Here is a 22,890-nt window from a genome sequence, read left to right on the forward strand (position 1 = left end):
AAACCTTTGCCAATACCCCAAAAAATATGCTACACTAGGGCGATTTTGCAGTTTTTGAAATGGGTTTCAAAAGGCAAAATTAAGCAAAATTTTTTCCATTTTCAAATTTTATTTTAAGGATAAGTCATGAGCAAACAGCCTGTTCGTGTTGCGGTAACTGGTGCCGCAGGTCAGATTGGTTATAGCCTATTGTTCCGTATTGCCAGCGGTGAGATGCTTGGCAAAGACCAACCTGTGATTTTGCAACTTCTAGAAATCCCTAATGAAAAAGCCCAACAAGCCCTACAAGGCGTTATCATGGAACTTGATGACTGTGCTTTCCCGCTACTGCATGACGTGATTGGCACGGACGACCCAAATGTGGCGTTCAAAGACGCAGATTATGCCCTGCTTGTCGGTGCTCGTCCCCGTGGACCAGGCATGGAGCGTGCTGACCTACTTCAAGAAAACGCCAAAATCTTTACCGTACAAGGCAAAGCCCTAAATGACGTGGCAAGCCGTGATGTTAAAGTATTGGTAGTCGGCAACCCTGCCAACACCAACGCTTACATCGCCATGAAGTCTGCCCCAGACCTACCTGCCAAGAACTTCACCGCCATGCTACGCCTTGACCACAACCGTGCCTTGACCCAAGTCGCCAAAAAGACTGGCAAAGCCGTCAAAGACATCAAAAAGCTCACCGTATGGGGCAACCACAGCCCAACCATGTACGCTGACTACCGTTTTGCCACCATTAACGGCGAGAGCGTCAAAGACATGATTAACGACCAAGAGTGGAACGCTAATACTTTCCTACCAACAGTCGGTAAACGTGGTGCGGCAATCATCGAAGCTCGTGGCTCATCATCGGCCGCCTCTGCTGCCAATGCTGCCATTGACCACATGAGAGATTGGGCGTTAGGCTCAAATGGCGAGTGGGTAACCATGGGTATCCCGTCTGACGGCTCTTATGATATCCCAGAAGGCGTGATGTTTGGTTTCCCTGTAACCACCGAAAACGGTGAATACAAAATCGTTCAAGGTCTTGAAATCGATGAGTTCAGCCAAGAGCGTATCAACATTACCCTAAACGAGCTAACCGAAGAGCGTGATGCGATTGCACATTTGCTATAAATTGCCAAAGTCAATCATGCGTTGAATTGGGAATGTAGGGGCGAATTACATTCGCCCAACGCCTGATAAATATATAATTGATTGGTAATAGTGATATACCCCTGCCTTGTGGTGGGGGTATTTTTATCATTTAAAACGTCACTTTCGACTTAAAATGCAAACCATTGATTATCCCATCATTATTTTTGGAGTTGTAGGGGCAAATGGCAATTTGCCCTTTAAATCAATCGCTTGTATGAAGTTGAGAATAGGGCATTTAAAAAGGATTTGCGGGGACATACTTTGCACGCCCTAGGCATGACGTGTCATTTTGATACTCGCCCCATGCACCAATACCGCCAGCAACATCACACCTGCTCCGACATAGCCTATCATGGTCAGTCCTAGGGCTTGATGAGCGATGACCATGCCACCAAGCAACGCCCCGCCACCGATGCCGATGTTATAAATCCCCGAAAACAGACTCATGGCGACGTCCGTGGCGTGTGGGGCGAGTTTTAGGGTGCGAAGTTGTAGCACCAGACTGATGGCGGTCATGCTCACGCCCCACAGCACCGTCAATGCCGTCCACAGCATGACATGACCTGCCAATATCATCATCAGCATGAGACTGACAAGCACGCCAATCATCGCCAGCCACAAAAATCCCTGCTCAAAACGCTCATAATACCGCCCAAACAGCACACTCGCCACAATCCCTGCCAAGCCAAAGATGAGCAGTACTGCCGTGGCGTAGGTCGGGCTAAACGCATTGATGTGCAACACAAACGGCTCGATATAACTATAAGCGGTAAAATGTGCCGTGACGGCTAGGGCGATCATGAGATAAACAGCGATAAGGGGTTTGTTTTTGGCGATGAGTGTCAGGCTCGATAAGTCGCCCACGTTGCGACTGGGTAGTTTTGGCAAAATGTACCATAGCACCATCATGGCAATAAAAGCAATCGCCCCAATCGCCCCAAAAGTCGTCCGCCAGCCCAGATACTGTCCCAATATCCGCCCAAGCGGTAATCCCAACACAGTCGCCAATGCCGAACCTGTGGCGAGCATGCCTAGGGCGGTAGTTTGTTTGCCTTTGGGGGCGACACGGACAACAAGGCTTGCCGTGATAGACCAAAACACCGCATGAGCCAGTGCTACGCCTGCCCGAGCGATGAGTAGTACGGCAAAGCTACTGGCAAGTACGGTCATGATGTGACTGATGATAAAGATGATGAATAAGCCCATGAGCAGTTTTTTGCGTTCTATCTTGGCGGTTAGGAGCATGGCGGGTAAGGATAGGCACGCCACAATCCATGCATACACGGTCATCATCACGCCCACTTCATGAGCAGGCATGCCAAAACTTGCCCCAATGTCAGAGAGTAGGGCGACAGGGATAAACTCGGTGGTGTTAAAGATAAAGGCGGATAGGGCTAGGGCGACGACACGCAAGGTGCGAATGCGGTTGGCGTGGGCAGAGAAGTCGTGTTGGGGGATGTGGGTCATGGATAAAAAGGCGTATTTTAACATAAAATATTTCATTCTCAACTTAAAATGGTAACTTGTTGATTGTTTGATAACTATTTTTTTGGAGTTGTGGGGGTAAATTGAAATTTTATCTTGATAAATCAATCACTTATATAAATATGAGAATGGTATAAAATACTAAAATGTTGTATCAAAAATGGCATGGGTGTAAAATAGGCGTTTATGGTATTATCAAGGAAAAATCATGACCGACTTTCACAAAACCCCGTCCGATGTCCGCCATGCCCGAGTGCTTGCTGTGCGTGCGATGCTTGCCGAGCGTGGACTGTCCGCCCTTATCATACCGTCTGCTGACCCACACATGTCCGAGTATTTGCCTGTGTATTGGCAAGGTCGGGCGTGGTTGTCTGGCTTTACAGGGTCGGTTGGCACGCTGGTCATCACACAGGATTTTGCAGGGGTGTGGACGGACAGCCGTTATTGGGTGCAAGCCCCCATTGAGCTTGACGGCACAGGCATACAGCTACAAAAAATGGAGCAAGCTCATCCCACTTATGCCAAGTTTTTGGCGGACAACCTACCCCAAGGGGCAAAAGTGGCGATAGACGGGGCGGTGTTGTCTGTGGCGGAGTTTGACAGTCTAAGCCAAGCCTTTGCCGAGCGTGGCATGGAGCTTGTCATTGATACTGACATTTTGGGGCAGATTTGGCAAGACCGCCCAAGCCTACCCAACGCTCCGATTTATGTGCATGATGAGACGTTTGTGGATACGAGTGCCAAACAAAAACTTGCCAAAGTGCGTGAGGTTATGACCCAAAAGGGGGCGACTCATCATCTCATCAGTAGTCTTGATGACATTGCGTGGCTCACCAACTTGCGTGGGGCGGACGTGAATTTTAACCCTGTGTTTTTGTCGCACCTCTTTATCACGCCAGACACGGCAACTTTATTTGTCCATGATGATAAGCTCACAGATACCGCCAAGTCCGCCCTAAGCGTGGCAGGCATTGACGTGGCTCATTATGACAGCGTGGCGGAGCGTTTGGGTGATGTGGCAAGCCTACTGTTTGACCCTGCCAAAGTGGCGGTCGGTACGCTGACCCATTTGCCAAAAACTGCTACACTCATCAAGGCGGTCAATCCTACCACCGTGCTAAAAGCCATAAAATCCGACAATGACATTGATCATATCCGCGGGGCCATGCGTCAAGACGGCGTGGCGTTGTGTGAGTTTTTTGCCGAGCTAGAAGACAAACTTGCCCAAGGCGAGCGTGTGTCTGAGCTTGACATTGATGAGATGTTGGAGCGTGCCAGAAGTCGCCAGCCAAACCATGTTTCGGCAAGTTTTGATACGATTGCAGGATTTCGGGGTAATGGGGCGATTGTGCATTATCGGGCGACAGACGAGCGATTTGCGTATTTGGACGGGGACGGCTTGCTACTCATTGACTCAGGGGCTCAGTACAAAAACGGCACGACCGACATCACTCGCATGGCAGGCGTGGGGCAAATTAGCGATGATGAAAAGCGTGATGTTACCTATGTGTTAAAGGCTCATATCGCCCTAGCAACCGCCCATTTCCCCAAAGACATACCGTCCATGCAACTAGACGTATTGGCTCGTAACCAACTGTGGCAACAGGGGCTAGATTATGGGCATGGGACGGGGCATGGTGTGGGCTATTTTCTAAACGTCCACGAAGGCCCGCAGGTCATCTCACGCACCGCCCCTGTTACACCTGAGCGTATCATGAGTGAAGGCATGATAACCAGTAACGAGCCGGGGCTATACCGTGAAGGCAAATGGGGCATACGCCTTGAAAATCTGGTGGTGGCGGTCAAGGCACGCCAGAGCGAGTTTGGCGAGTTTTTAAAATTTGAAGATTTGACCTTATGCCCATTTGACACCCGTCTAATACTGCCACATCTTTTGACCGAACAAGAAAAACGCTGGCTCAACGACTATCACAAACGTGTCCATGATGAGCTTATCGGACGTGTGGACGGTCGGGCAAAAGCGTGGCTCGTTGAGCGGACGCAGGCGGTGTAAACTGTTTTATTCATTAAATACCAATTTTAAATTTTAATTTTAAATAACCTACAAGGAAAACTCATGCTAAACCAAAATGCCCTAAATCATAACCTATCTGTCGTCCAAGACCTTGCCCCGACCGAGCTGTGGCGGTGGTTTGCCCAGATTTGTAGCATTCCACACCCGTCTTATCACGAAGAAGCGATAGCAAGCCATATCGTCTCATGGGCAAGTTCTCGTGGACTCACCGTGTGGCGTGATGAGATTGGTAATGTCATCATCAAAAAGCCTGCCACAGTCGGCATGGAAAACCGCACGCCCATTGCCTTGCAAGCTCATCTAGACATGGTGCCCCAAGCCAATGCCAGTACGAGCCACGACTTTACCAAAGACCCTATCATCATGCGATTTAGCGATGACAAGGCGTGGATAAAGGCGACTGATACCACGCTAGGGGCGGATAACGGCATTGGCATGGCGAGCTGTTTGGCGGTGCTAAGCGATGAGACGGTGGCTCACCCTGACATCGAAGTGCTACTGACCATGACCGAAGAGACGGGCATGGTGGGGGCGATAGGTTTACAGGCGGGGACGCTGACCGCCCCAATCATGGTCAATACCGACACCGAAGAGATAGGCGAGATTTATGTGGGCTGTGCAGGGGGCGTGGACGCTGATTTGGCGTTGCCTGTGAGCCATGTGGATAACGGCTATGACAGTGCGATGAGTCTGACTGTCAAAGGCTTAAAGGGTGGGCATTCGGGCGTGGACATTCACAAAAACCGAGTAAATGCCATTAAACTGTTGGGGCGAGTGTTGGTGACTTTATCACAGACGTGCAACTTTAAAATCGCTGACATTAAAGGCGGTTCGCTAAGAAATGCCATTGCCCGAGAAAGTGTGGCAACTCTTGCGATAAATGGGGCGGACAAAGAGCAGTTTTTGGCGACTTTATCTAATATTATCAAAGACATAGAGAGCGAAATCGGCACGGCAGAACCCAAACTGTCTATCACGGCAGAAGACACCGAGCGACCCGATACCGTCATAGAAAACAGCCAAACCGTGATAAATCTCATCAATGTACTACCGTCTGACGTGGTGCGATACAGCGACAACATCGCTGACGTGGTGGAGACATCGCTGTCGTTTGGGGTACTGGGCGTGGCAAATGGCGAGCTTGTGGCGACCTTGCTTGTCCGCTCCTTGACCCAAGTCGGCAAACAAGGTGTAATCAGTACCTTGCAAAGCGTGGCGGATTTGGTGGGGGCAAAAGCGGTGTTTGACGGCGACTATGTGGGGTGGAATTATGACCCTAACTCTGCCATTACACCCATAACTGCACGCTTATATGCTGATATTTTGGGGCATGAACCGACCATCAAGGTCATTCATGCAGGGCTAGAATGTGGACTGATTAAGAAAAATTATCCCAACATGGACATCGTCTCTGTCGGTCCTACGATTATCAATGCCCATTCTCCTGATGAAGCGGTGGACGTGGCGAGCGTGGCGGTGTATTGGCAACTTTTGACGGATATTTTAAAAAATTCGCCTGTGAAAGTGTAAGCAAGGCGGTTAAGGTAAAAAATCGGGCAGGGTGTCCGATTTTTTGTGGGTTTGTTTTGCAAATCTGTTATGTTGTAAGACTGCAAATGCAAGGTGAGTTTACGTGGTAAGCTTACCGATTAGTTCGGGGCGTTTGGCAAGTAAGTCTAAAAGCACACGAGCTGAGCCACTGGGATTTCGCTGACCTTGCTCCCATGATTTTAGCGTATGGACGGATACGCCAAGTGCTTTGGCGAGTTGATGTTGAGATAAATTTGCCTTTTGACGCATTTGGGCGGATTGACTAATGATGGTTGTGCGAGCAAATTCACCGTATTTGAGTTGTGCCAGGGCAGTGTGTAGGCTGTCCTGATGATTGGCAAGGTCTGGTTCATCAGCGATAATTGCCCGCATGACTTCATCGATATTAAAATTGGGTAAATTCATATTTCCCCCTTGTTTTTATTTGAGATTTTTGAGCTGTTTTTGGCTAAGATTCTCACGTTCGTTTTTGGAATAAGTGGCAACAGCGGCAACTAAGCCGTCATTTGGCATATTGCAATAGATAATTCTGGCACCGCACGTTTGCCATGACCTTTTGCCAAATAACGCATTTTACGCAGTCCTTTCTTGAATCATACTTTGTATATAATACAAAGTATGACAAAAGCAAAAGTAATATTTACACCCAAGAAACTTTAAAATTACTACAAATACAATGATGTGTGGACGTAGGGGCGTGGTAAATATCAAGTTGGTTGGGAGTACGTCTCTTTGATGGCAACTTGTCGGTCGTTTGATGAGCTATAAAAACCCTAGTCCCCTATTTAATCACATCAAGCACAATCCCCCGAAGCCAACGATGAGCCATATCCTGTTCGGTGCGTTCGTGCCATGTCATCATCATGGTAAAGCCGTCAACGGCTATGGGTGGATTTTGCAGGCGGACGTTTGGCAGGGTCTGGGCAAGGTGCTTGGGCAGTACCGCCACCAAATCCGAATTGTTCAAAAGTTGTGGCAACAGCGAGATGTGGTCTACCGATACCATGACTTTGCGTTTTCGCCCCAATTTTTGTAGGGCAATGTCGGTCGCTCCGCTAAACTCACCGCCATTGTACGACAGCATGGCAAAGGGCAATTCACAAAACTCATCAAGCGTCAAAGCGGTGTTTGCCATGGGGTGCGTTTTGCTCATTGCACAGACGTAGTTTTCTTCATACAGCAGGGTTTGGGGCATATCGTCCGTGATGTGGTGTCGCCCAACCAGTGCCAAATCAATGGTGTTTTTGTCAAACAAGGTTTTGATGTTTTGCCCTTGCACGGGCAATAAGGCAACTTTCACGTTCGGGGCAAGCCGTCTTAACCGTAAAATAAGGGGCAAAGCGATAATCTGCTGAACATAATCCATCGCTCCAATGCGTAATGTCATGGACAAATTGGCAGGTTCTAGCTTGGGTGGGGCGAGCATGGAATTCACGTCTTGCAAGACACGCCGAGCGATATGCCCAAGCTCAATCGCCCTGTCGGTGGGTTGCATACCGTGCTGAACCCGTACAAATAAAGGGTCATTAAAGCTATCTCGCAGACGGTTCAAAATCCCGCTCATCGCAGGCTGGGTAATGGAAAGCCGTTGTGCCGAACGGCTGACATTGCATTCGTCTAGTAAGACCACAAAGGCTTTTAATAGGTTTAGGTCTAGGGTTCGGATATCGGTCATTTTTATATCCACTTATCACAATAATCAATTTGAAATAATAACACAAATTCCCTAGAATATCATCATCTTAAACACCGAGAAAACTCATGGCAAAATTCCGCAAAATCCTAACTCCTATCCATCTTAAAAATTTGGAACTCAAAAACCGCATTGTCATGCCCCCAATGTGCCAATATTCCGCCACAAACGGTGTATCAAATGACTGGCATTTGGTGCATTACACCAGCCGAGCGGTGGGCGGTGTGGGTCTGATTATTGTTGAGATGACCAACGTTGCCCCCAATGGTCGCATTACGCCTAGATGCTTGGGGCTATGGAACGATGAACAACAACAAGCATTTGCTAGACTTGTGGACAGCGTTCACGCACAAGGGGCAAAAATTGGCATTCAAATCGCCCACGCAGGACGTAAAGCCCAAGATGAGCCAAACGCCGTTGCACCGTCTGCCATTCACTATGGCGAGCTTGATTACGCTGGGCAAAACCTCATCACGCCAAAAGAGCTCACCACTGATGAAGTCAAAGAGTTGGTTGGGGCTTTTGCCAATTCAGTCAAAAGAGCGGTGGACGCAGGGTTTGACACGATTGAGATTCACGCCGCCCACGGTTATTTGATTCATCAATTCTACTCGCCCAAATCCAATCAGCGTACGGACGAATATGGTCAAGACAAAATGCTATTTGGCGAGCAGGTCATCAAATCTGCCCGTGCCGTCATGCCTGCCGATATGCCCCTAATCGTGCGAATTTCCGCCCAAGAATATGGCGAAAACGGTTTTGACAGCGATTATGGCGTACAAGTCGCCAAACGTTTCTCGGACGCAGGGGCGGACGTGTTTGACGTAAGCGGTGGTGGAGACGGCGTACTGTGTGCGGGCAAGCACCCTGAATTTTTTGCAGGCTATCAGGTGGAGCTGGCTCGTAAGGTTAAACACGCCACAGGCAAACCCGTGATTGCGGTGGGTATGCTTGATAATCCTGCCGTGGCTGACCATGTGCTTGGCGTGGGCGATGCCGACCTTGTGGCGGTGGGGCGTGGGCTACTTAGAGACCCATATTGGGTACTAAACGCCCAATATCAGCAAAACGGCTCGGACAGCGATGAGATGCAGTTTGTGCCAAGACAATATGAACGTGGGTTTGTGTAACTTATGATAAGAACACCGTTTATCGTGATGATAAGTGGTGTTTTTTTATAAAGATACTTCAAGATAAAAGTATTGCCCAATCAATCTAACTATTTTCTATATCAATAAGTTGATTGTTTTTTAATTTTAGAATACTATTATCTACTTTCACCAATAACCGCTTACCGCCTTTTGCTGTATCTTCTTCCATAAACTCCCATTTTGGATAGATGTCTTGAATAATTTTTGTCCAAGGAGTGTGTTTACCCACAAAATTACTTTCACTTCTTAACCCATTTAAAATATTAGGATTGATTTTTTGCATTTCTTGTATTAAAACAGACCAAATAATCCAACCGTCTTGGCGTTTATGCATTTGATAAATATCATCAAAATGCAAGTAGGCTATCAATCTATAATAATTTTGCCCATAATCTCTTAACATAGAAATCTGCCAATCTATTGCTTTAATAATATGTTCCTTTAATGCTTCTGAGCAGGGAATTAAGTGCTTGTCCTTAAACTCTTTGGCTCGCAGATAAAAATCTTTAAGACAATCCAGCAATTCATCATCTTGACTTGCGATGCTCTCAAAATGGTGAACGAATTGATTTCTATCAAAAACAATTTGTTTGAAATCTTTTTCAAATTCTGCCATATTAAAAAATGCAATTAAAGGTATATCATAAGATAGTGCAATTTGAATGCCATCAACATCTTGATTGTCTTTGTTTTTACTGCTCTCCTTGTCAGTTTGCTCCAACTGTGTTAGCAAACCGCCTAATGTTACTTTCTCCAAATTTGCCCTATTTGACCAAACATCAAGTACTGGTTGAGTAAAATCTTGGCTTTGTGTATTTTTTAATGATGTTGTTTGAATAGTTTGGCTAGAAGTTAAGATTAAGCGTTTCATTATTTGCTCAATTTCTTGGTATAGGCGTAAGTTCAATCCCATTTGAAAAGTGATTTCATCTTGAATATTTGAGTTAAATAAATTCATTTTAATCATTCAATATTTTGATTTGTAAAATAACAATTATTTTACAAATTATTTACCAGAAATCAAGTTCCAAAGCATATCAAATACCAAAAAAATTATATATCACCCCCACTTATATCTACCTATCAAAACTATCAATTATCCATAATAAATAAAATCTTTTATAATATGCCCGAATTTTCAAAATCCTTAATTTTGGAGCGATTTATGACCATTTTTAGCAAAGATGACCTAATTAAAGCCTTTCATTACCGTGCGTCCACTCGCTCGTATGACGGCAGTCGCAAAATCCCTGCGGACGATTTTAACTATATTTTGGAATTGGGTCGCTTGTCCCCAAGCTCGGTAGGCTCTGAGCCTTGGCAATTTTTGGTATTGCAAAATGCCGACTTACGCCAAAAATTAAAGCCCTACTGCTGGGGCATTCCGACCATGGAAACGTCCAGCCACATTGTTGCCATTTTAGCCAAGAAAAACGCCCGTTATGACACGCCTTATTTTGGCGAGATTATGGACAGACGTGGCTTAGCAGGCGATGACCGCAACAAAGCGTTAGAAGTGTACAAAAAATTCCAAGAGCAAGACATCGCCATTTTGGACACTGAACGCAGTCTATACGACTGGGCGAGCAAGCAAACCTACATCGCCCTTGCCAATATGATGACAGGTGCTGCCATGATTGGCGTGGACTCTTGCCCGATTGAAGGCTTTGCTTATAAAGAAGTGAACCAAATCTTGGCAGATGAAGGCTTGTTTGACCCGAACGAATGGGCAGTGTCGGTAATGTGTACCTTTGGTTATCGTGATAAAGAAATTAAACCAAAAGCACGCAAAACTTTTGAGCAAGTTGTCAAATTTGTAGAATAATCCTTAAACCACCGCTTGTATGGGCGGTGGTTTTATTTTGGAGAGTATATATGAAATCAAAAATTTTTGCCGTAGCACTAACTGGCATGATGAGCGTATCGGCATGGGCGGATGGCACGCACGCCAACACCGTCAAGACCATACCACTAAGCCAAAACGTCCATGTCATAGAAGGTCAAGGCGGTAACATTGCCGTGATTGAAGACAAAAGCGGTTTGACGGTGGTGGACACCCAATTTGCCAATATCTATCCCGACATCAAAAACGCCATTGGCAACATCAGCCCCAAGCCCGTTCGCTACATCATCAACACACACGGGCATAATGACCACACCAATGGCAATGCGTCTTTTGTGGCGGACTATCAGCCGACCATTATCGCTCATCACAACACCACCGAGCTGATGACGGCATATAATCAAACCAGCAAAACGCCAAATACCCTGCCACATCTGACCTTTGAAAAATCGCTAAATCTAACAGGCGATGAACCCATGCATTTGATGTATTTTGCCAATGCTCACACCAATGGCGATATTATTGTGCATTTGCCAAAATCTAACATCATTCATGTTGGCGATATTTTGTTTTTTGGGCGTTTTCCGTTTATTGATGTCAAAAATGGCGGAACGATTGACGGTATGATTCAGGGGTTAAATGGTGTTCTCGCCCTTGCTGATGACAATACCAAAATCATCGCAGGACACGGCAATGTCGCCACCAAAGCCGAAGTGGAGCGACACACCGCCATGCTCACCACCATTAAAGAGCGTGTTGCTAGGCTCAAAGGCGAAGGCAAAACCCTTGCCCAAATCCAAGCCACTCGCCCCGCCAAAGAATGGGAGAGTAGCCATGATTGGGACTTTATCAATCATACCAAATTGGTAGAGAGTGTTTATCAAAGTTTGAAATAATGGCTTAAAAACACCGTTTTTTTGATGATAAAAACGGTGTTTTTTATTTGAATCAATTATTTTTAGGCAGCCTGAAAAGTATTTTTAAATGATTTATTTTAAAGAGGAGAATAATAATTTCCCCCCCCCAATCCATTTCATCTTATTTTTATATGATTGTTGATTTAAAATGACTTTTATCATTGGATTATTGGCAGGTGTGTGCATTGCCTGTCAGCCGTCAATGCCCGACTGCGTTGGCATTTGGGCTTTGCGTTTTTGACTTCGTTTGTTTCATTTTTGGTGGGGCTGATTTTTCTTGTGGGCTTATCGCTTGGGTTTGGCAGTCCGCTTTGGTTTGATAAGGTGACTTTGTCGGCTGTGCCTTGGTGGGCATGGCTTGGCGGTGTGCTTGGGACGGTGGGGCTGACCGCCAATGTGCTGATTTCCCCCAAATTGGGTGGTGTGCAAACGGCGGTAATGCCGATTTTGGGGCAGGTGCTGATGGGACTTTTGATTGACAGTTTTGGCTTGCTTCGTTCGGTGCAAATCCCTTTTTGGGCAGCCAAATTGTGGGGGTTTTGCTGGTTTTGGCAGGCGTATTTGTGGCGATTGTCCTGCCCCAACGCGGGCAACTTGCCAAAACGGACGATAAGGCGTGGCTTTGGCGGGGCGGTGGCGTGCTTGGGACGTTGTTTATTTTGTCTGGGGTGTATCTTGTGCCAAAAATTGGGACAGGACAGGTGGTAATGCTTGTGCTGTCTGGCTTGATTTGTGGCAGTTTGTTGGTGGATAAATTTGGCTTATTTGGCGTGGCAAAAAAGGCGGTATTGCCTGTGCAAATCTTGGGAGTGGTGTTATTGCTCGTGGGCGTGGGGTGTATTCGTTTGGTGTGAGTTTTAATGTTTTTGAATGGGAGAAAACCCGTTTTGATGAAAGTGGTATTTTTACCACTTTTAAAGCATTTAAAATGTATTTTTGTGTAGATAAATGTTATAATAAAAAATAACTATTTATTTAAAAATTTATTAAAATAAATAAGTTATATGTAAAATTTTATAATTTAAAATAGGAATTTCAGATGAGCTTTAATCCGTCTTATTTATTCACGCCAAATAGCTCGGAAATTACACCGCCTATTGAAACCAATGCAAATTTACTACCTATTGAACAATTAAGATGGGAGGATTTTGAGAAGCTTTGCTTAAGATTAGCACAGGCGATACATGGAAAAAATAACTGTGAAATTTATGGTGTAGCTGGTCAAAAACAAGATGGCATTGATATTTTTGCCTACAAAAATTCAAAATACTCATCATACCAATGCAAAAGATATAAAGCTGTATCCAAAAATGATTTAAAGACAGCTGTTGAAACTTTTAGGTCGGGAAAGTGGCATCAAGAAAGTAATGAATTTATTTTCTGTACTACTTTTGAACTTAATAAAACCCAACTTCAGGATAAATTCAATGAATTAAGAGAAGGATTAAAATCTGAAGGTATTGATTTTATCAAATGGGATAAAATTCAAATTTCTGCAATATTAAAGGACTATCCACAAATTGTATATGATTTCTTTGGTAAAGCGTGGGTAAAAGCCTTTAATGGAGAAGAAGCTTTTAAAAATATTACAGAACGAAGAAAATTGGATTCATTACAAGTTATTGAATACAGAAAAAAATTACTCAATGTGTATTCAGCAACTTTTCAAGCAAATGACATCGGTATTCCTGCTAGCCATTTTGATAATTACTTGGCAAAAATTCAAGATAGATTTATTTTGCCAGATTTTATTGAAAAACAGATTATCGACAATCATCAACAAGTTCAAGATGAAAAACAACAAGAGTTTAGACCTGACTTTCTTGACGGTGAAGAGATTTATAGCTATCAGGACACTCAACAACTCCGTAAAAATAAATACAATCATTCTGTTATTTTTCGTGAAAATGAAGTTAGATTAAATCCTGACAATTGTTTATCCAAAAACAATAAAGTAATGATTTTGGGAGAGCCTGGCTCTGGAAAAAGTACTTTGTTACGCTATTTGGTTTTGGATTTATTATCAGATGAACCTAAACTAATTAATACAACTAAAGAATGGGGAGATTTACTGCCTGTTTGGTTGCCTTTTGCCTTTATAACAAAAAAGTTACATGAAAATGAAAACTTAAATTTGTCAGAGATTTTATTATTATGGCTAAAAAGCATCGGTCAAGAATTATTGTTTGAATTAATTAATGATGCTTTGCAAGATGAAAGATTGTTATTGGTGATAGATGGTATTGATGAATGGACAAATAGTGGATTGGCAAAAATCGCCATTTCAAGAATAGATATACAAACTTCATTAAATAATACTAAAGTTATTTATTCTAGCAGACCCTATGGTTATAGATTACAGAAAGAAGAATTTTATGGAATAAAAACTTACACTATTGGTGAATTTTCAGTTAAGCAACAGGAAAAATTTATCAGCTACTGGTATGAACAATGGATGGAGTGTAAGGGGTTAACTGAAATTAATTTTGTTAAAAATTCAACCCAGCAATTTTTACTAGAATTAGAACAATCAGCTGACTTGTTGCGTTTATCAACCAACCCTTTACTACTAAGTATTTTGATTTCTCATAGATTTGGGCAGATTACTCTACCTAGAAATAAAGTTAAACTTTTGGATAATATTACTGAACATTTGATTGAAAAACACCCGATTAAAAGAAGAACGTCTGCCAATATTTCTGATGAAAGCGAATATGAATTTAATCTTTTTGATATTTTTAGTGTATTAGCTAAAGATATTCACGAAAATCATCATGATGGTATTATATTAAAAGAAGATGCTTGTACTATTATTGGTAAATACTTAATTGAAGAATTAGATTATGAAAATGCCAAAGCCAAGAAAGTCAGTAAAAATATTTTAGATATCGGTGCAAATAATATTGGTATTATTATTGAAAAATCACCCGATGAAGTTGCATTCCTTCATCGTCAATTTCAGGAGTTTATGACGGCAAAATACTTAATAAATTCTGATGAGGATATTATTCAAAATACATTAGAGAATTATGGGGAAAATCCTCAGTGGAGTCAGGTTATTTATTTTTTCTTTGGGTTGATTCCTGATAGAAATAGAAAAAAATTTATTAATTGCATTAATATCATAGGTAATGAAAGTAAAGTCAATCATTATACCAAATTTCTCAAGTATACATTAGCACTAATATTGAACAATGCCCCTATTGATAAATCGCAAATAGACCTCAATAATTTAATTTCAGAATTTGAATATGAAACACATCCAAAGAGAAAAGAAGTTCTATGGAATATATTATTAAAATCTCTATATAATCCTAAAATAAATGAAAAAGTACTTGATTACTTATTTAAGTATTTTCCAAATATTTATGCTTATAATGACAAGCGTCTAGAAGCTCTAATGTATTTATCCAAAGAAAATCTTACAGATACAATTAGACATTTTATCGTTACATCACTTATTAATGGCAATATTTACCAAAAACTTCAAGCATCAAAGGTGATACAAAAATTTATTGATGATGAGTGGATTTTTGAAAAAATTAATCATATTTTATCTGAATGTTATAATCCTGAAATTATTGCTTATTTAATTAATACATTAATTTCCGAAAAGGTAGAATCATCATTTCAAACAGAAATATTTGCTAAATATGTTTTATCAGAACATCCTAAAATTTATTTATTTGCAACCAAACTAAAAGTTTATCTCAATATGCAAACCAATCAAGATTTGGATGGGCTTGTTAATAAGATTGAGGGTATAAGTTATACACTTGATGATGAAATTGAACAGTTATTCATTGATGGTTGGGGAAATTCAAATGAATTATTTAAATATTTGATGAATAATCTAAATATGCATGTATCAGATGCAAAAATTAAGCACGAGATGATTTGGTCTATATTATTTAAATGTTACAACAGTAAGGATGAAGTTGTTGATAAAGTTATTAATGTACTTAAATCTCAAGATTATCGATTTTTGCATCTACACGGAGTACAGGTATGGCAGAAATTTTCGGAAGGATTTAGGGGTAACAAAAAGTTAATTCCTGTAATAGAAGAGTGGTTACAAAAAGATGATAATAAGCATAGAGATATTGAAACTGCTTATGCTTGTTTGATTGGAAGAACTGAGAATAATAAAGAATACTTGTTTGAGCAATTATTGGATAAATCAGGGTTTCCACATTGGCAACTTAGGGCTCTTACTTCTGGCTGGTCTGATGATAGAATCGTAATAAATAGATTAAAAGATTATTTTCGTAGTGATAATAATCGAAAAGGATTTGCATCTGGTTATATTAGCAAGGTCTTTTCAGATGAGCCTAAAGAAGGTATTAAAATTGCAGAAGAAATTTTGTTTAATAAAGACATGAAGGCTAGAAATAGAGCTTTATCACCTTTGATAGAATTGGATAAAAATTATTTTGAAATTAATTTACTTGATAGATTTTTGGAGCAAGAATTACCATTGCTTGATAAAAATTGGGGTGATTTTTATGAATCTATATATCTTTTGATACAGTACTTTCCAGAAAACCAAAGGGTAAAATCATTGGCAATACAAGAATTGGCACATTCTCCTGCGGCGGTTGTGCAATTTTTACCAGAATTAATGAATGAATTTGAACAAAGTTTAACAACCTCATTACCTATGGAAGAGAGTTTTAGGGTACATTTGGTTCAAGAGTTGCAACATAAATACTTTAGTGGCAACACTAAAGTCATTGAGCAGTTGAGTCATTTTTTGGATGAAAAAGACTCTGTGATTCAAATGGCTTCGGCGATTGCTTATTTTGAACATATGAAAGATAAAAATCCAGATGTTGTATTAGAAAGAAGTAATGAGCTTGTATTTGCTGTTGGTGATTGTTACGAGTCACAAAGACAGATTGCGTTTATTGGCTATTTAAAAATCAATCAACTAAATGAATACTTTTTGCTTGAAAACCCAGAAAAGTATTATGCTGATAAATCACGAGAGGAAAGACTTGCTAATCCTTATTTTCGACTTTTTGATAGTTATAGAACAAATGGCAACTTAGCTAATCAAATTTTGGTTGATAATTTTGATGTTATTTATAAAGCAACTAATGGAGATTTAAGCAAAATATCTCAATTTGGAAAAGATGAATTTAGTCAAGAGAATTGGGGATTTATTGCTAAAATTTCAAACAAAGACTCTCCAACCGTGCCTTATATCATGGATTATATGAATAATTTAGAAACTATCCATGATGGTAATTTGATGAATTTTTTAATCAAAAATACAACAGACAAAAATCAATTAAAAAAGATATTAATTGAATATGTTGATAGCAAAAATTCAGCAATTGCCATAACTTGCGGAAAGCTACTTGGTGATTTATTTAGTGATGATAAAGATATTTATCATCTCGTTAGCAATATAGAAGATGTATATCAACATGAAGGACGGCTTATGGCTCTATGTCAGGGCTGGGCTAATGATAAAAAGTTATTAGATATTTTTGATGAATTGGTTAAAAACCAACCAAGATTAAGTGAAAGTCTTGCATTTAATTTAATAATGATATGCGGAAAACCAGAAAATATTTTAGATTTTTTGGCTGATGTGTTGGGTAACTATCACGAGTTTGATTATTATCATAGATTTTTATACACTCCATTAATTAAGAGATTAAAAAATGATGATGAGTTGAGAAGATTAATCAAAACAACTTTGTTAAATACCCAATCTATTTCTGAAAAAATATCATTCTACGCATTGCTTGATGAAATAGGTGCTATTGACCAAGAGATTATTGACTGGAAGAATGCAATGATAAGTAATGTTGATTTGAATCAATTTGGTTATGATATTACTAAAAATAAGTTAGTATCCTTAGATGAAGTACTCATTGATTTGAATTATGAATCATTAACTTGTATCTAAAAATTTAAAACTCAAATGCGGCAAATAATATCGCCTAGAAATGGGCGGTATTTTACCATTAAACCCACTTATCACTCCAACTAATACCCACCTATCACAATTATCAATTAGCCAAAATATCTATAACGCCTTATAATATTTGCCATTTTTACAATTAGGTATCCTTTATGAACACCATTAAATCCCGTGCGGCGGTGGCATTTGCCCCCAACGAGCCCTTAAAAATCGTAGAAATTGACGTAGAACGCCCCAAAAAAGGCGAAGTTTTGGTCAAAATCACCCACACAGGCGTGTGCCACACAGACGCATTCACGCTGTCTGGGGCAGACCCCGAAGGGCTGTTCCCTGTCGTGCTCGGACACGAAGGGGCGGGCGTGGTGGTGGAAGTGGGCGAAGGCGTAGAGAGCGTTGCAGTGGGCGACCACGTCATTCCGCTTTATACGGCAGAATGTGGCGAATGTGAGTTTTGTCAGTCCAACAAAACCAATCTGTGCGTTGCCGTGCGAGCCACGCAGGGCAAAGGCGTGATGCCAGACGGCACAAGCCGTTTTTCATACGAAGGCAAGCCGATTTATCACTACATGGGCTGTTCCACGTTCAGCGAATACACGGTGGTTGCCGATGTGTCGCTTGCCAAAATCAGCCCCGATGCCAACCCCCAAGAAGTGTGCTTGCTCGGGTGCGGGGTAACGACAGGCATCGGTGCGGTACACAACACTGCCAAAGTGCAGGCAGGCGACTCTGTGGCGGTGTTTGGCTTGGGCGGTATCGGTTTGGCGGTGATTCAAGGGGCAAAACAAGCGAACGCTGGGCGAATTTTTGCCATTGACACCAACCCTGAAAAATTCGCTTTGGCAAAAGAGTTCGGGGCAACCGATTGCCTAAACCCCAAAGATTTTGACAAGCCAATCCAAGAAGTGCTGATTGAAATGACCAAATGGGGTATTGACCACACCTTTGAATGTATTGGTAATGTGGAAGTCATGCGGTCGGCGTTGGAGTCGGCTCATCGTGGCTGGGGGCAGTCGGTGATTATTGGTGTGGCAGGGGCAGGACAGGAAATTGCTACTCGTCCGTTCCAACTCGTTACGGGCAGAACATGGAAAGGCACGGCATTTGGCGGTGTCAAAGGTCGCACCCAGTTGCCCAAAATGGTGGAAGATGCCATGAGTGGCAAAATCCGCTTGTCGCCCTTTGTTACGCATACCATGCCATTAGACCAAATCAATGATGCGTTTGATTTGATGCACGAAGGTAAATCGATTCGTTCGGTGGTGCATTATTCTTGATGTTGTTTTAATATTGTTTTGATGTTAAAAAAGACTGTCTTAAATTGGGCGGTCTTTTTTTATCATAATGATACCAATTCTCAACCAAATTTTATTTTTTGGCTAAATTATGTTACAATCCTTTGAATATTAACAAATTTTGTGCAAATGTTGCTCAAAATTAACCCCATTGGTGCAATCAAATATGAATAGGATTGGTGTGTTTACCAATCGGTTTTAACCAAATTATTTAGGCGTTATCCATATTTTATTGCACTACCATTGACAATAAGGAGTGTAATATGAGTACGCCTGTACCCAAAAAACACAAACATGGGCTAAATCCGCCCGTGTTCTTGACATCGGCAGGGCTGATTGCCTTTATCAGTCTGTTTGCGGTGCTACTGCCTGAGCTGGCAGAAAAAACCTTTAACGCCATACAATCGGCAATTGTGGATAACGCTGGCTGGTACTATGTGCTGACGGTGGGGCTGATACTGCTGTTTAGTGTGTATTTGGGCTTATCCAAACTGGGTAACATCAAGCTTGGCCCTGACCATTCTCGCCCTGATTATAGTAATTTTTCGTGGTTTGCCATGCTGTTTTCGGCAGGCATGGGCATTGGGCTGATGTTCTTTGGCGTGGCAGAACCTGTCATGCACTTTTTGAGTCCGCCACATGGGGACGGTAGCACGGTGGACGCTGCTCGCCAAGCCATGCGACTGACCTTTTTCCATTGGGGCTTGCACGCTTGGGCGGTGTATGCGGTGGTGGCTCTGATTTTGGCGTTTTTTGCTTATCGGCATAATTTGCCACTTACCCTACGTTCGGCATTGTATCCGCTTATCGGCGATAAGATTTATGGTCCTATCGGTCATGCGGTGGACGTGTTTGCGGTGGTGGGGACGCTGTTTGGTTTGGCGACTTCCTTGGGCTATGGGTCGTTGCAGGTCAATACAGGGCTCAATCATCTGTTCTCGTTCATTCCTGTGGGGACAACGAGCCAAGTGGTGCTGATTGCGGTCATCTGTGCGTTGGCGACTGTGTCGGTGATGTCGGGGCTGGATAAGGGCGTAAAAATGCTCTCCGAGCTTAATTTGGGCTTGGCGGTGATTTTACTACTATTTGTGCTGTTTGCTGGCTCAACGGTGTTTTTGATGCAGGCTTATGTGCAAAATGTCGGCTCGTATATCTCAAACATTGTCGGCTTAACCTTTAACTTATATGCCTATGACAAGACCGATTGGCTTGGCGGTTGGACGATTTTTTATTGGGGTTGGTGGGTAAGCTGGGCTCCATTTGTCGGTTTGTTTATCGCTCGTGTGTCTCGTGGGCGTACCATTCGTGAGTTTGTGCTTGGGGTGCTGTTTGTCCCAGCCGGCTTTACATTCTTGTGGATGACGGTGTTTGGCAACTCTGCCATTGATATGATTTTAAATCAAGGCAACACCATGCTCGGCGAGATTATCAACAAAGACGTATCGCTGTCTTTATTTGCCTTTTTAGAACAACTGCCCATGTCGGGGCTGTTTAGCTATGTTGCCCTTGCCATGATTATCGTGTTTTTTATCACGTCTGCCGACTCTGGGGCTTTGGTTATGGATATGCTTTGCTCGCATGGTAAGGGCAGTCGTGGGGTGCGTTATCGCCTGTTTTGGTCAATCGGGGCAGGCGTGGTTGCCATTGCTCTGCTACTGGCAGGCGGTCTTGGGGCGTTGCAAACTATGGCAATCGCCAGTGCCTTGCCCTTTGTAACCGTGCTGATGATAGCCATGTATGGGCTGTTAAAGGCTCTAAATGTGGACGCTCAAAAGCAAGAAATCCTACAACAAAACCTAAGCGTACCCCTACCTGCCCAAGGCGGTGGCGTGTGGCGTGAAAGACTACACGTGATTATGAATTTTCCAAGTCGCTCTGCGGTGAGCCGTTTTATTGATACAACCGTTAAGCAGGCGTGTGAAGATGTGGCAGAAGAGCTACGGGGCTTGGGTGTGGACGCTAAGGTCTTAAATGAAAAATCAGGCAGTGTGGTACTGCTGACCAATCACGGCAATGAGATTGACTTTGTCTATAAGGTGCGTCTGTCAAGCCACGCCCAGCCTGATTTTGTCCATAGCGATGATGACACAAGCACCGCAAGCGATGACGACACCCAGACCTACTACCGTGCCGAAGTGCATTTGGGCGAAGGCGGGCAGGATTATGACATCATGGGGTGGAGTACCGAAGGGGTCATCAACGACATCGTGAGCCAATATCATCGCCATATGCACTTTTTGCATAGTTTGCGTTAAAAATATTGGTGTTTATGATAATAAAAAGGTGCGAAGTTTGAACCGCACCCCAAAAGTTAGACACACTAACCTTTGGGGTGCTTTTTATGGCAAAATACACAACCGACTTTAAACTGTCTGTGATTGGGTATTATCTTAATCATCATGGCTACAAACAAACCGCCAAACACTTTAATCTAAACCACACAACCGTAGAGCTATGGGTTAAACTCTATCAAGCACATGGCATTGATGGCATAAAAAGACGACACACAAAGGCTGTCTATGACACAGATTTTAAGCTTAATGCCGTTCAAGCCATACAACAGGGCAAATCGCTTACACAACTTGCCATAGAGCTTAATCTGCCACAACCTTCTTTACTGTCAACTTGGTTAAAGTCCTACCAAGCCTTTGGTATAATGGGACTAATACCCAAACCCAAAGGCAAAAAAGCAATGTCAAACAAACACAACGCTAATAAAACCAAATCAACTTGGAAAACCAAACAAGACCACGAAAAAAGTGTGGATGATTTGCTTGATGAACTTGCCTATCTTAGAGCAGAGAATGACTATCTAAAAAAGCTAGATGCCTTAATTCGTCAAAAGGAACAATCAGTACAAACAAAGAACAAGTCCTGATCATCCAAGAATTAAGGCATAAGCACAAACTTGCTGACTTATTGGCAGTGTCAAACTTGCCAAGAAGTGTGTTTTATTACCACATTCGTCAAAGTACAAAGCCTGACAAAGACCTTGACTTAAAAGAACACATTAACCACATCTACCACCAACACAAGGGCAGGTATGGTTATCGTAGAATCACATCAGAGCTTAACAATCAGCTTGCCCAAAAAGGCATGGTCATTAATCATAAACGAGTGCAACGACTGATGGCTAAACTTGGACTCAAAGCATTGGTTCGTCGTCAACGTAAGTTTAATACTTACAAAGGCACAATGGGCAAAGATACCATTCAGGACAATATACTCAAAAGAGACTTTAAAGCAGACAAACCCAATCAAAAGTGGGCAACAGACATCACAGAGTTTAAAGTACAAGACAAGGCAAATGATGGCAGTGTCATTCAAAGAAAACTCTACCTATCGCCCATCATCGACTTGTTTAATGGTGAGATTGTCAGTTATACGATGAAGGACAGACCAACGTATGAGTTGGACAAAGAGATGTTAAATGATGCCCTATCCAAGCTAAGCCAAGAAAAGATGGATGACAAACCCATCATTCATTCAGACCAAGGCTGGCACTATCAAATGCACCAGTATCAACAAACCCTAAAAGAACAAGGCTTAACCCAAAGCATGTCAAGAAAAGGCAATTGTTTGGATAATGCTGTGATAGAGAGCTTCTTTGGTACGCTAAAACAAGAGATATTTTATGAGACAACCACATTTACATCAACAGATGAACTTAAACAAGTGATTGATGAGTACATACACTACTACAATCATGATAGAATAAAGAGCAAATTAAAAGGACTAAGTCCTGTTAAGTACAGAAACTTAGTCCAATTAGGGTTAATACAACCACTTGCAACAACCTAACCTTTAATCTTATGTCTAAGATTTGGGGGTCGGTTCAGTTCGTACCTTTTTTC

General features: G+C 42.4%; 17 protein-coding genes. 12 read left to right on the forward strand and 5 right to left on the reverse strand.

Annotation, left to right across the window (positions count from 1 at the left end):
- Positions 1 to 126 precede the first annotated feature (126 nt).
- On the forward strand, positions 127 to 1,113 hold the full coding sequence (locus AAHK14_RS07315; protein ID WP_065256395.1) for a malate dehydrogenase: 987 nt from the start codon (positions 127 to 129) through the stop codon (positions 1,111 to 1,113).
- A 291-nt stretch (positions 1,114 to 1,404) separates the two neighbouring features.
- Here the strand turns inward: AAHK14_RS07315 and AAHK14_RS07320 are convergent, their stop codons facing one another.
- Complete coding sequence (locus AAHK14_RS07320) at positions 1,405 to 2,625, reverse strand: sugar transporter (RefSeq protein ID WP_227514739.1); 1,221 nt, start codon at positions 2,623 to 2,625, stop codon at positions 1,405 to 1,407.
- Between the two features lie 202 nt (positions 2,626 to 2,827).
- Here AAHK14_RS07320 and AAHK14_RS07325 point away from each other — a divergent pair, with 202 nt between their 5' ends.
- Both AAHK14_RS07325 and AAHK14_RS07330 read left to right on the forward strand, forming a co-directional pair.
- Complete coding sequence (locus AAHK14_RS07325) at positions 2,828 to 4,633, forward strand: aminopeptidase P family protein (RefSeq protein WP_065256396.1); 1,806 nt, start codon at positions 2,828 to 2,830, stop codon at positions 4,631 to 4,633.
- Positions 4,634 to 4,696: 63 nt separating this feature from the next.
- Positions 4,697 to 6,184: an aminoacyl-histidine dipeptidase gene (locus AAHK14_RS07330; protein ID WP_065256397.1), complete on the forward strand. Its 1,488-nt coding sequence runs from the start codon at positions 4,697 to 4,699 to the stop codon at positions 6,182 to 6,184.
- A 99-nt stretch (positions 6,185 to 6,283) separates the two neighbouring features.
- Here the strand turns inward: AAHK14_RS07330 and AAHK14_RS07335 are convergent, their stop codons facing one another.
- The gene (locus tag AAHK14_RS07335) at positions 6,284 to 6,610 is read right to left on the reverse strand and encodes a helix-turn-helix domain-containing protein (protein WP_083108394.1); all 327 of its coding nucleotides are present in this window, start codon (positions 6,608 to 6,610) and stop codon (positions 6,284 to 6,286) included.
- A gap of 376 nt (positions 6,611 to 6,986) precedes the next feature.
- Positions 6,987 to 7,880 (reverse strand): LysR family transcriptional regulator, encoded by an 894-nt coding sequence (locus AAHK14_RS07340; RefSeq protein WP_065256398.1) that lies wholly within the window; start codon positions 7,878 to 7,880, stop codon positions 6,987 to 6,989.
- An 86-nt stretch (positions 7,881 to 7,966) separates the two neighbouring features.
- Between AAHK14_RS07340 and AAHK14_RS07345 the strand changes: the two genes are divergently transcribed.
- On the forward strand, positions 7,967 to 9,028 hold the full coding sequence (locus AAHK14_RS07345; RefSeq protein WP_065256399.1) for an NADH:flavin oxidoreductase/NADH oxidase: 1,062 nt from the start codon (positions 7,967 to 7,969) through the stop codon (positions 9,026 to 9,028).
- 85 nt (positions 9,029 to 9,113) lie between these two features.
- Here AAHK14_RS07345 and AAHK14_RS07350 read toward each other — a convergent pair whose 3' ends face one another.
- Entirely contained in the window at positions 9,114 to 10,007 is an 894-nt protein-coding gene (locus AAHK14_RS07350) for a hypothetical protein (RefSeq protein WP_156065163.1), read from the reverse strand.
- A gap of 207 nt (positions 10,008 to 10,214) precedes the next feature.
- Here AAHK14_RS07350 and AAHK14_RS07355 point away from each other — a divergent pair, with 207 nt between their 5' ends.
- The gene (locus tag AAHK14_RS07355) at positions 10,215 to 10,874 is read left to right on the forward strand and encodes an NAD(P)H-dependent oxidoreductase (RefSeq protein ID WP_065256401.1); all 660 of its coding nucleotides are present in this window, start codon (positions 10,215 to 10,217) and stop codon (positions 10,872 to 10,874) included.
- Positions 10,875 to 10,924: 50 nt separating this feature from the next.
- A complete protein-coding gene (locus tag AAHK14_RS07360) occupies positions 10,925 to 11,788 on the forward strand; it encodes an MBL fold metallo-hydrolase (RefSeq protein WP_065256402.1) in 864 nt (287 codons plus the stop codon).
- Positions 11,789 to 11,967: 179 nt separating this feature from the next.
- Here AAHK14_RS07360 and AAHK14_RS07365 read toward each other — a convergent pair whose 3' ends face one another.
- Entirely contained in the window at positions 11,968 to 12,336 is a 369-nt protein-coding gene (locus AAHK14_RS07365) for a hypothetical protein (RefSeq protein ID WP_216635292.1), read from the reverse strand.
- Between the two features lie 3 nt (positions 12,337 to 12,339).
- On the opposite strand from AAHK14_RS07365, the gene AAHK14_RS07370 reads away from it, so the two are divergent.
- The 6 genes from AAHK14_RS07370 to AAHK14_RS07395 all read left to right on the forward strand — a co-directional run bounded on the left by AAHK14_RS07370 (position 12,340) and on the right by AAHK14_RS07395 (position 22,837).
- Positions 12,340 to 12,663 carry a DMT family transporter gene (locus AAHK14_RS07370; RefSeq protein WP_227514741.1) on the forward strand — a complete coding sequence of 108 codons (324 nt, stop codon included), beginning with the start codon at positions 12,340 to 12,342 and terminating at the stop codon, positions 12,661 to 12,663.
- A 185-nt stretch (positions 12,664 to 12,848) separates the two neighbouring features.
- The gene (locus tag AAHK14_RS07375; protein WP_065256403.1) at positions 12,849 to 17,729 is read left to right on the forward strand and encodes an NACHT domain-containing protein; all 4,881 of its coding nucleotides are present in this window, start codon (positions 12,849 to 12,851) and stop codon (positions 17,727 to 17,729) included.
- 176 nt (positions 17,730 to 17,905) lie between these two features.
- Entirely contained in the window at positions 17,906 to 19,018 is a 1,113-nt protein-coding gene (locus tag AAHK14_RS07380; RefSeq protein ID WP_065256409.1) for an S-(hydroxymethyl)glutathione dehydrogenase/class III alcohol dehydrogenase, read from the forward strand.
- Between the two features lie 281 nt (positions 19,019 to 19,299).
- Complete coding sequence (betT, locus tag AAHK14_RS07385) at positions 19,300 to 21,291, forward strand: choline BCCT transporter BetT (protein ID WP_065256404.1); 1,992 nt, start codon at positions 19,300 to 19,302, stop codon at positions 21,289 to 21,291.
- Between the two features lie 86 nt (positions 21,292 to 21,377).
- Positions 21,378 to 21,914, forward strand: coding sequence for a helix-turn-helix domain-containing protein (locus tag AAHK14_RS07390; protein ID WP_065256690.1), 537 nt, complete (start codon positions 21,378 to 21,380; stop codon positions 21,912 to 21,914).
- A gap of 2 nt (positions 21,915 to 21,916) precedes the next feature.
- Positions 21,917 to 22,837 (forward strand): IS3 family transposase, encoded by a 921-nt coding sequence (locus AAHK14_RS07395; protein WP_346818244.1) that lies wholly within the window; start codon positions 21,917 to 21,919, stop codon positions 22,835 to 22,837.
- The last annotated feature ends 53 nt before the right edge of the window (positions 22,838 to 22,890 follow it).

The organism is Moraxella sp. K1664 (assembly GCF_039693965.1).
Taxonomy (GTDB): domain Bacteria; phylum Pseudomonadota; class Gammaproteobacteria; order Pseudomonadales; family Moraxellaceae; genus Moraxella.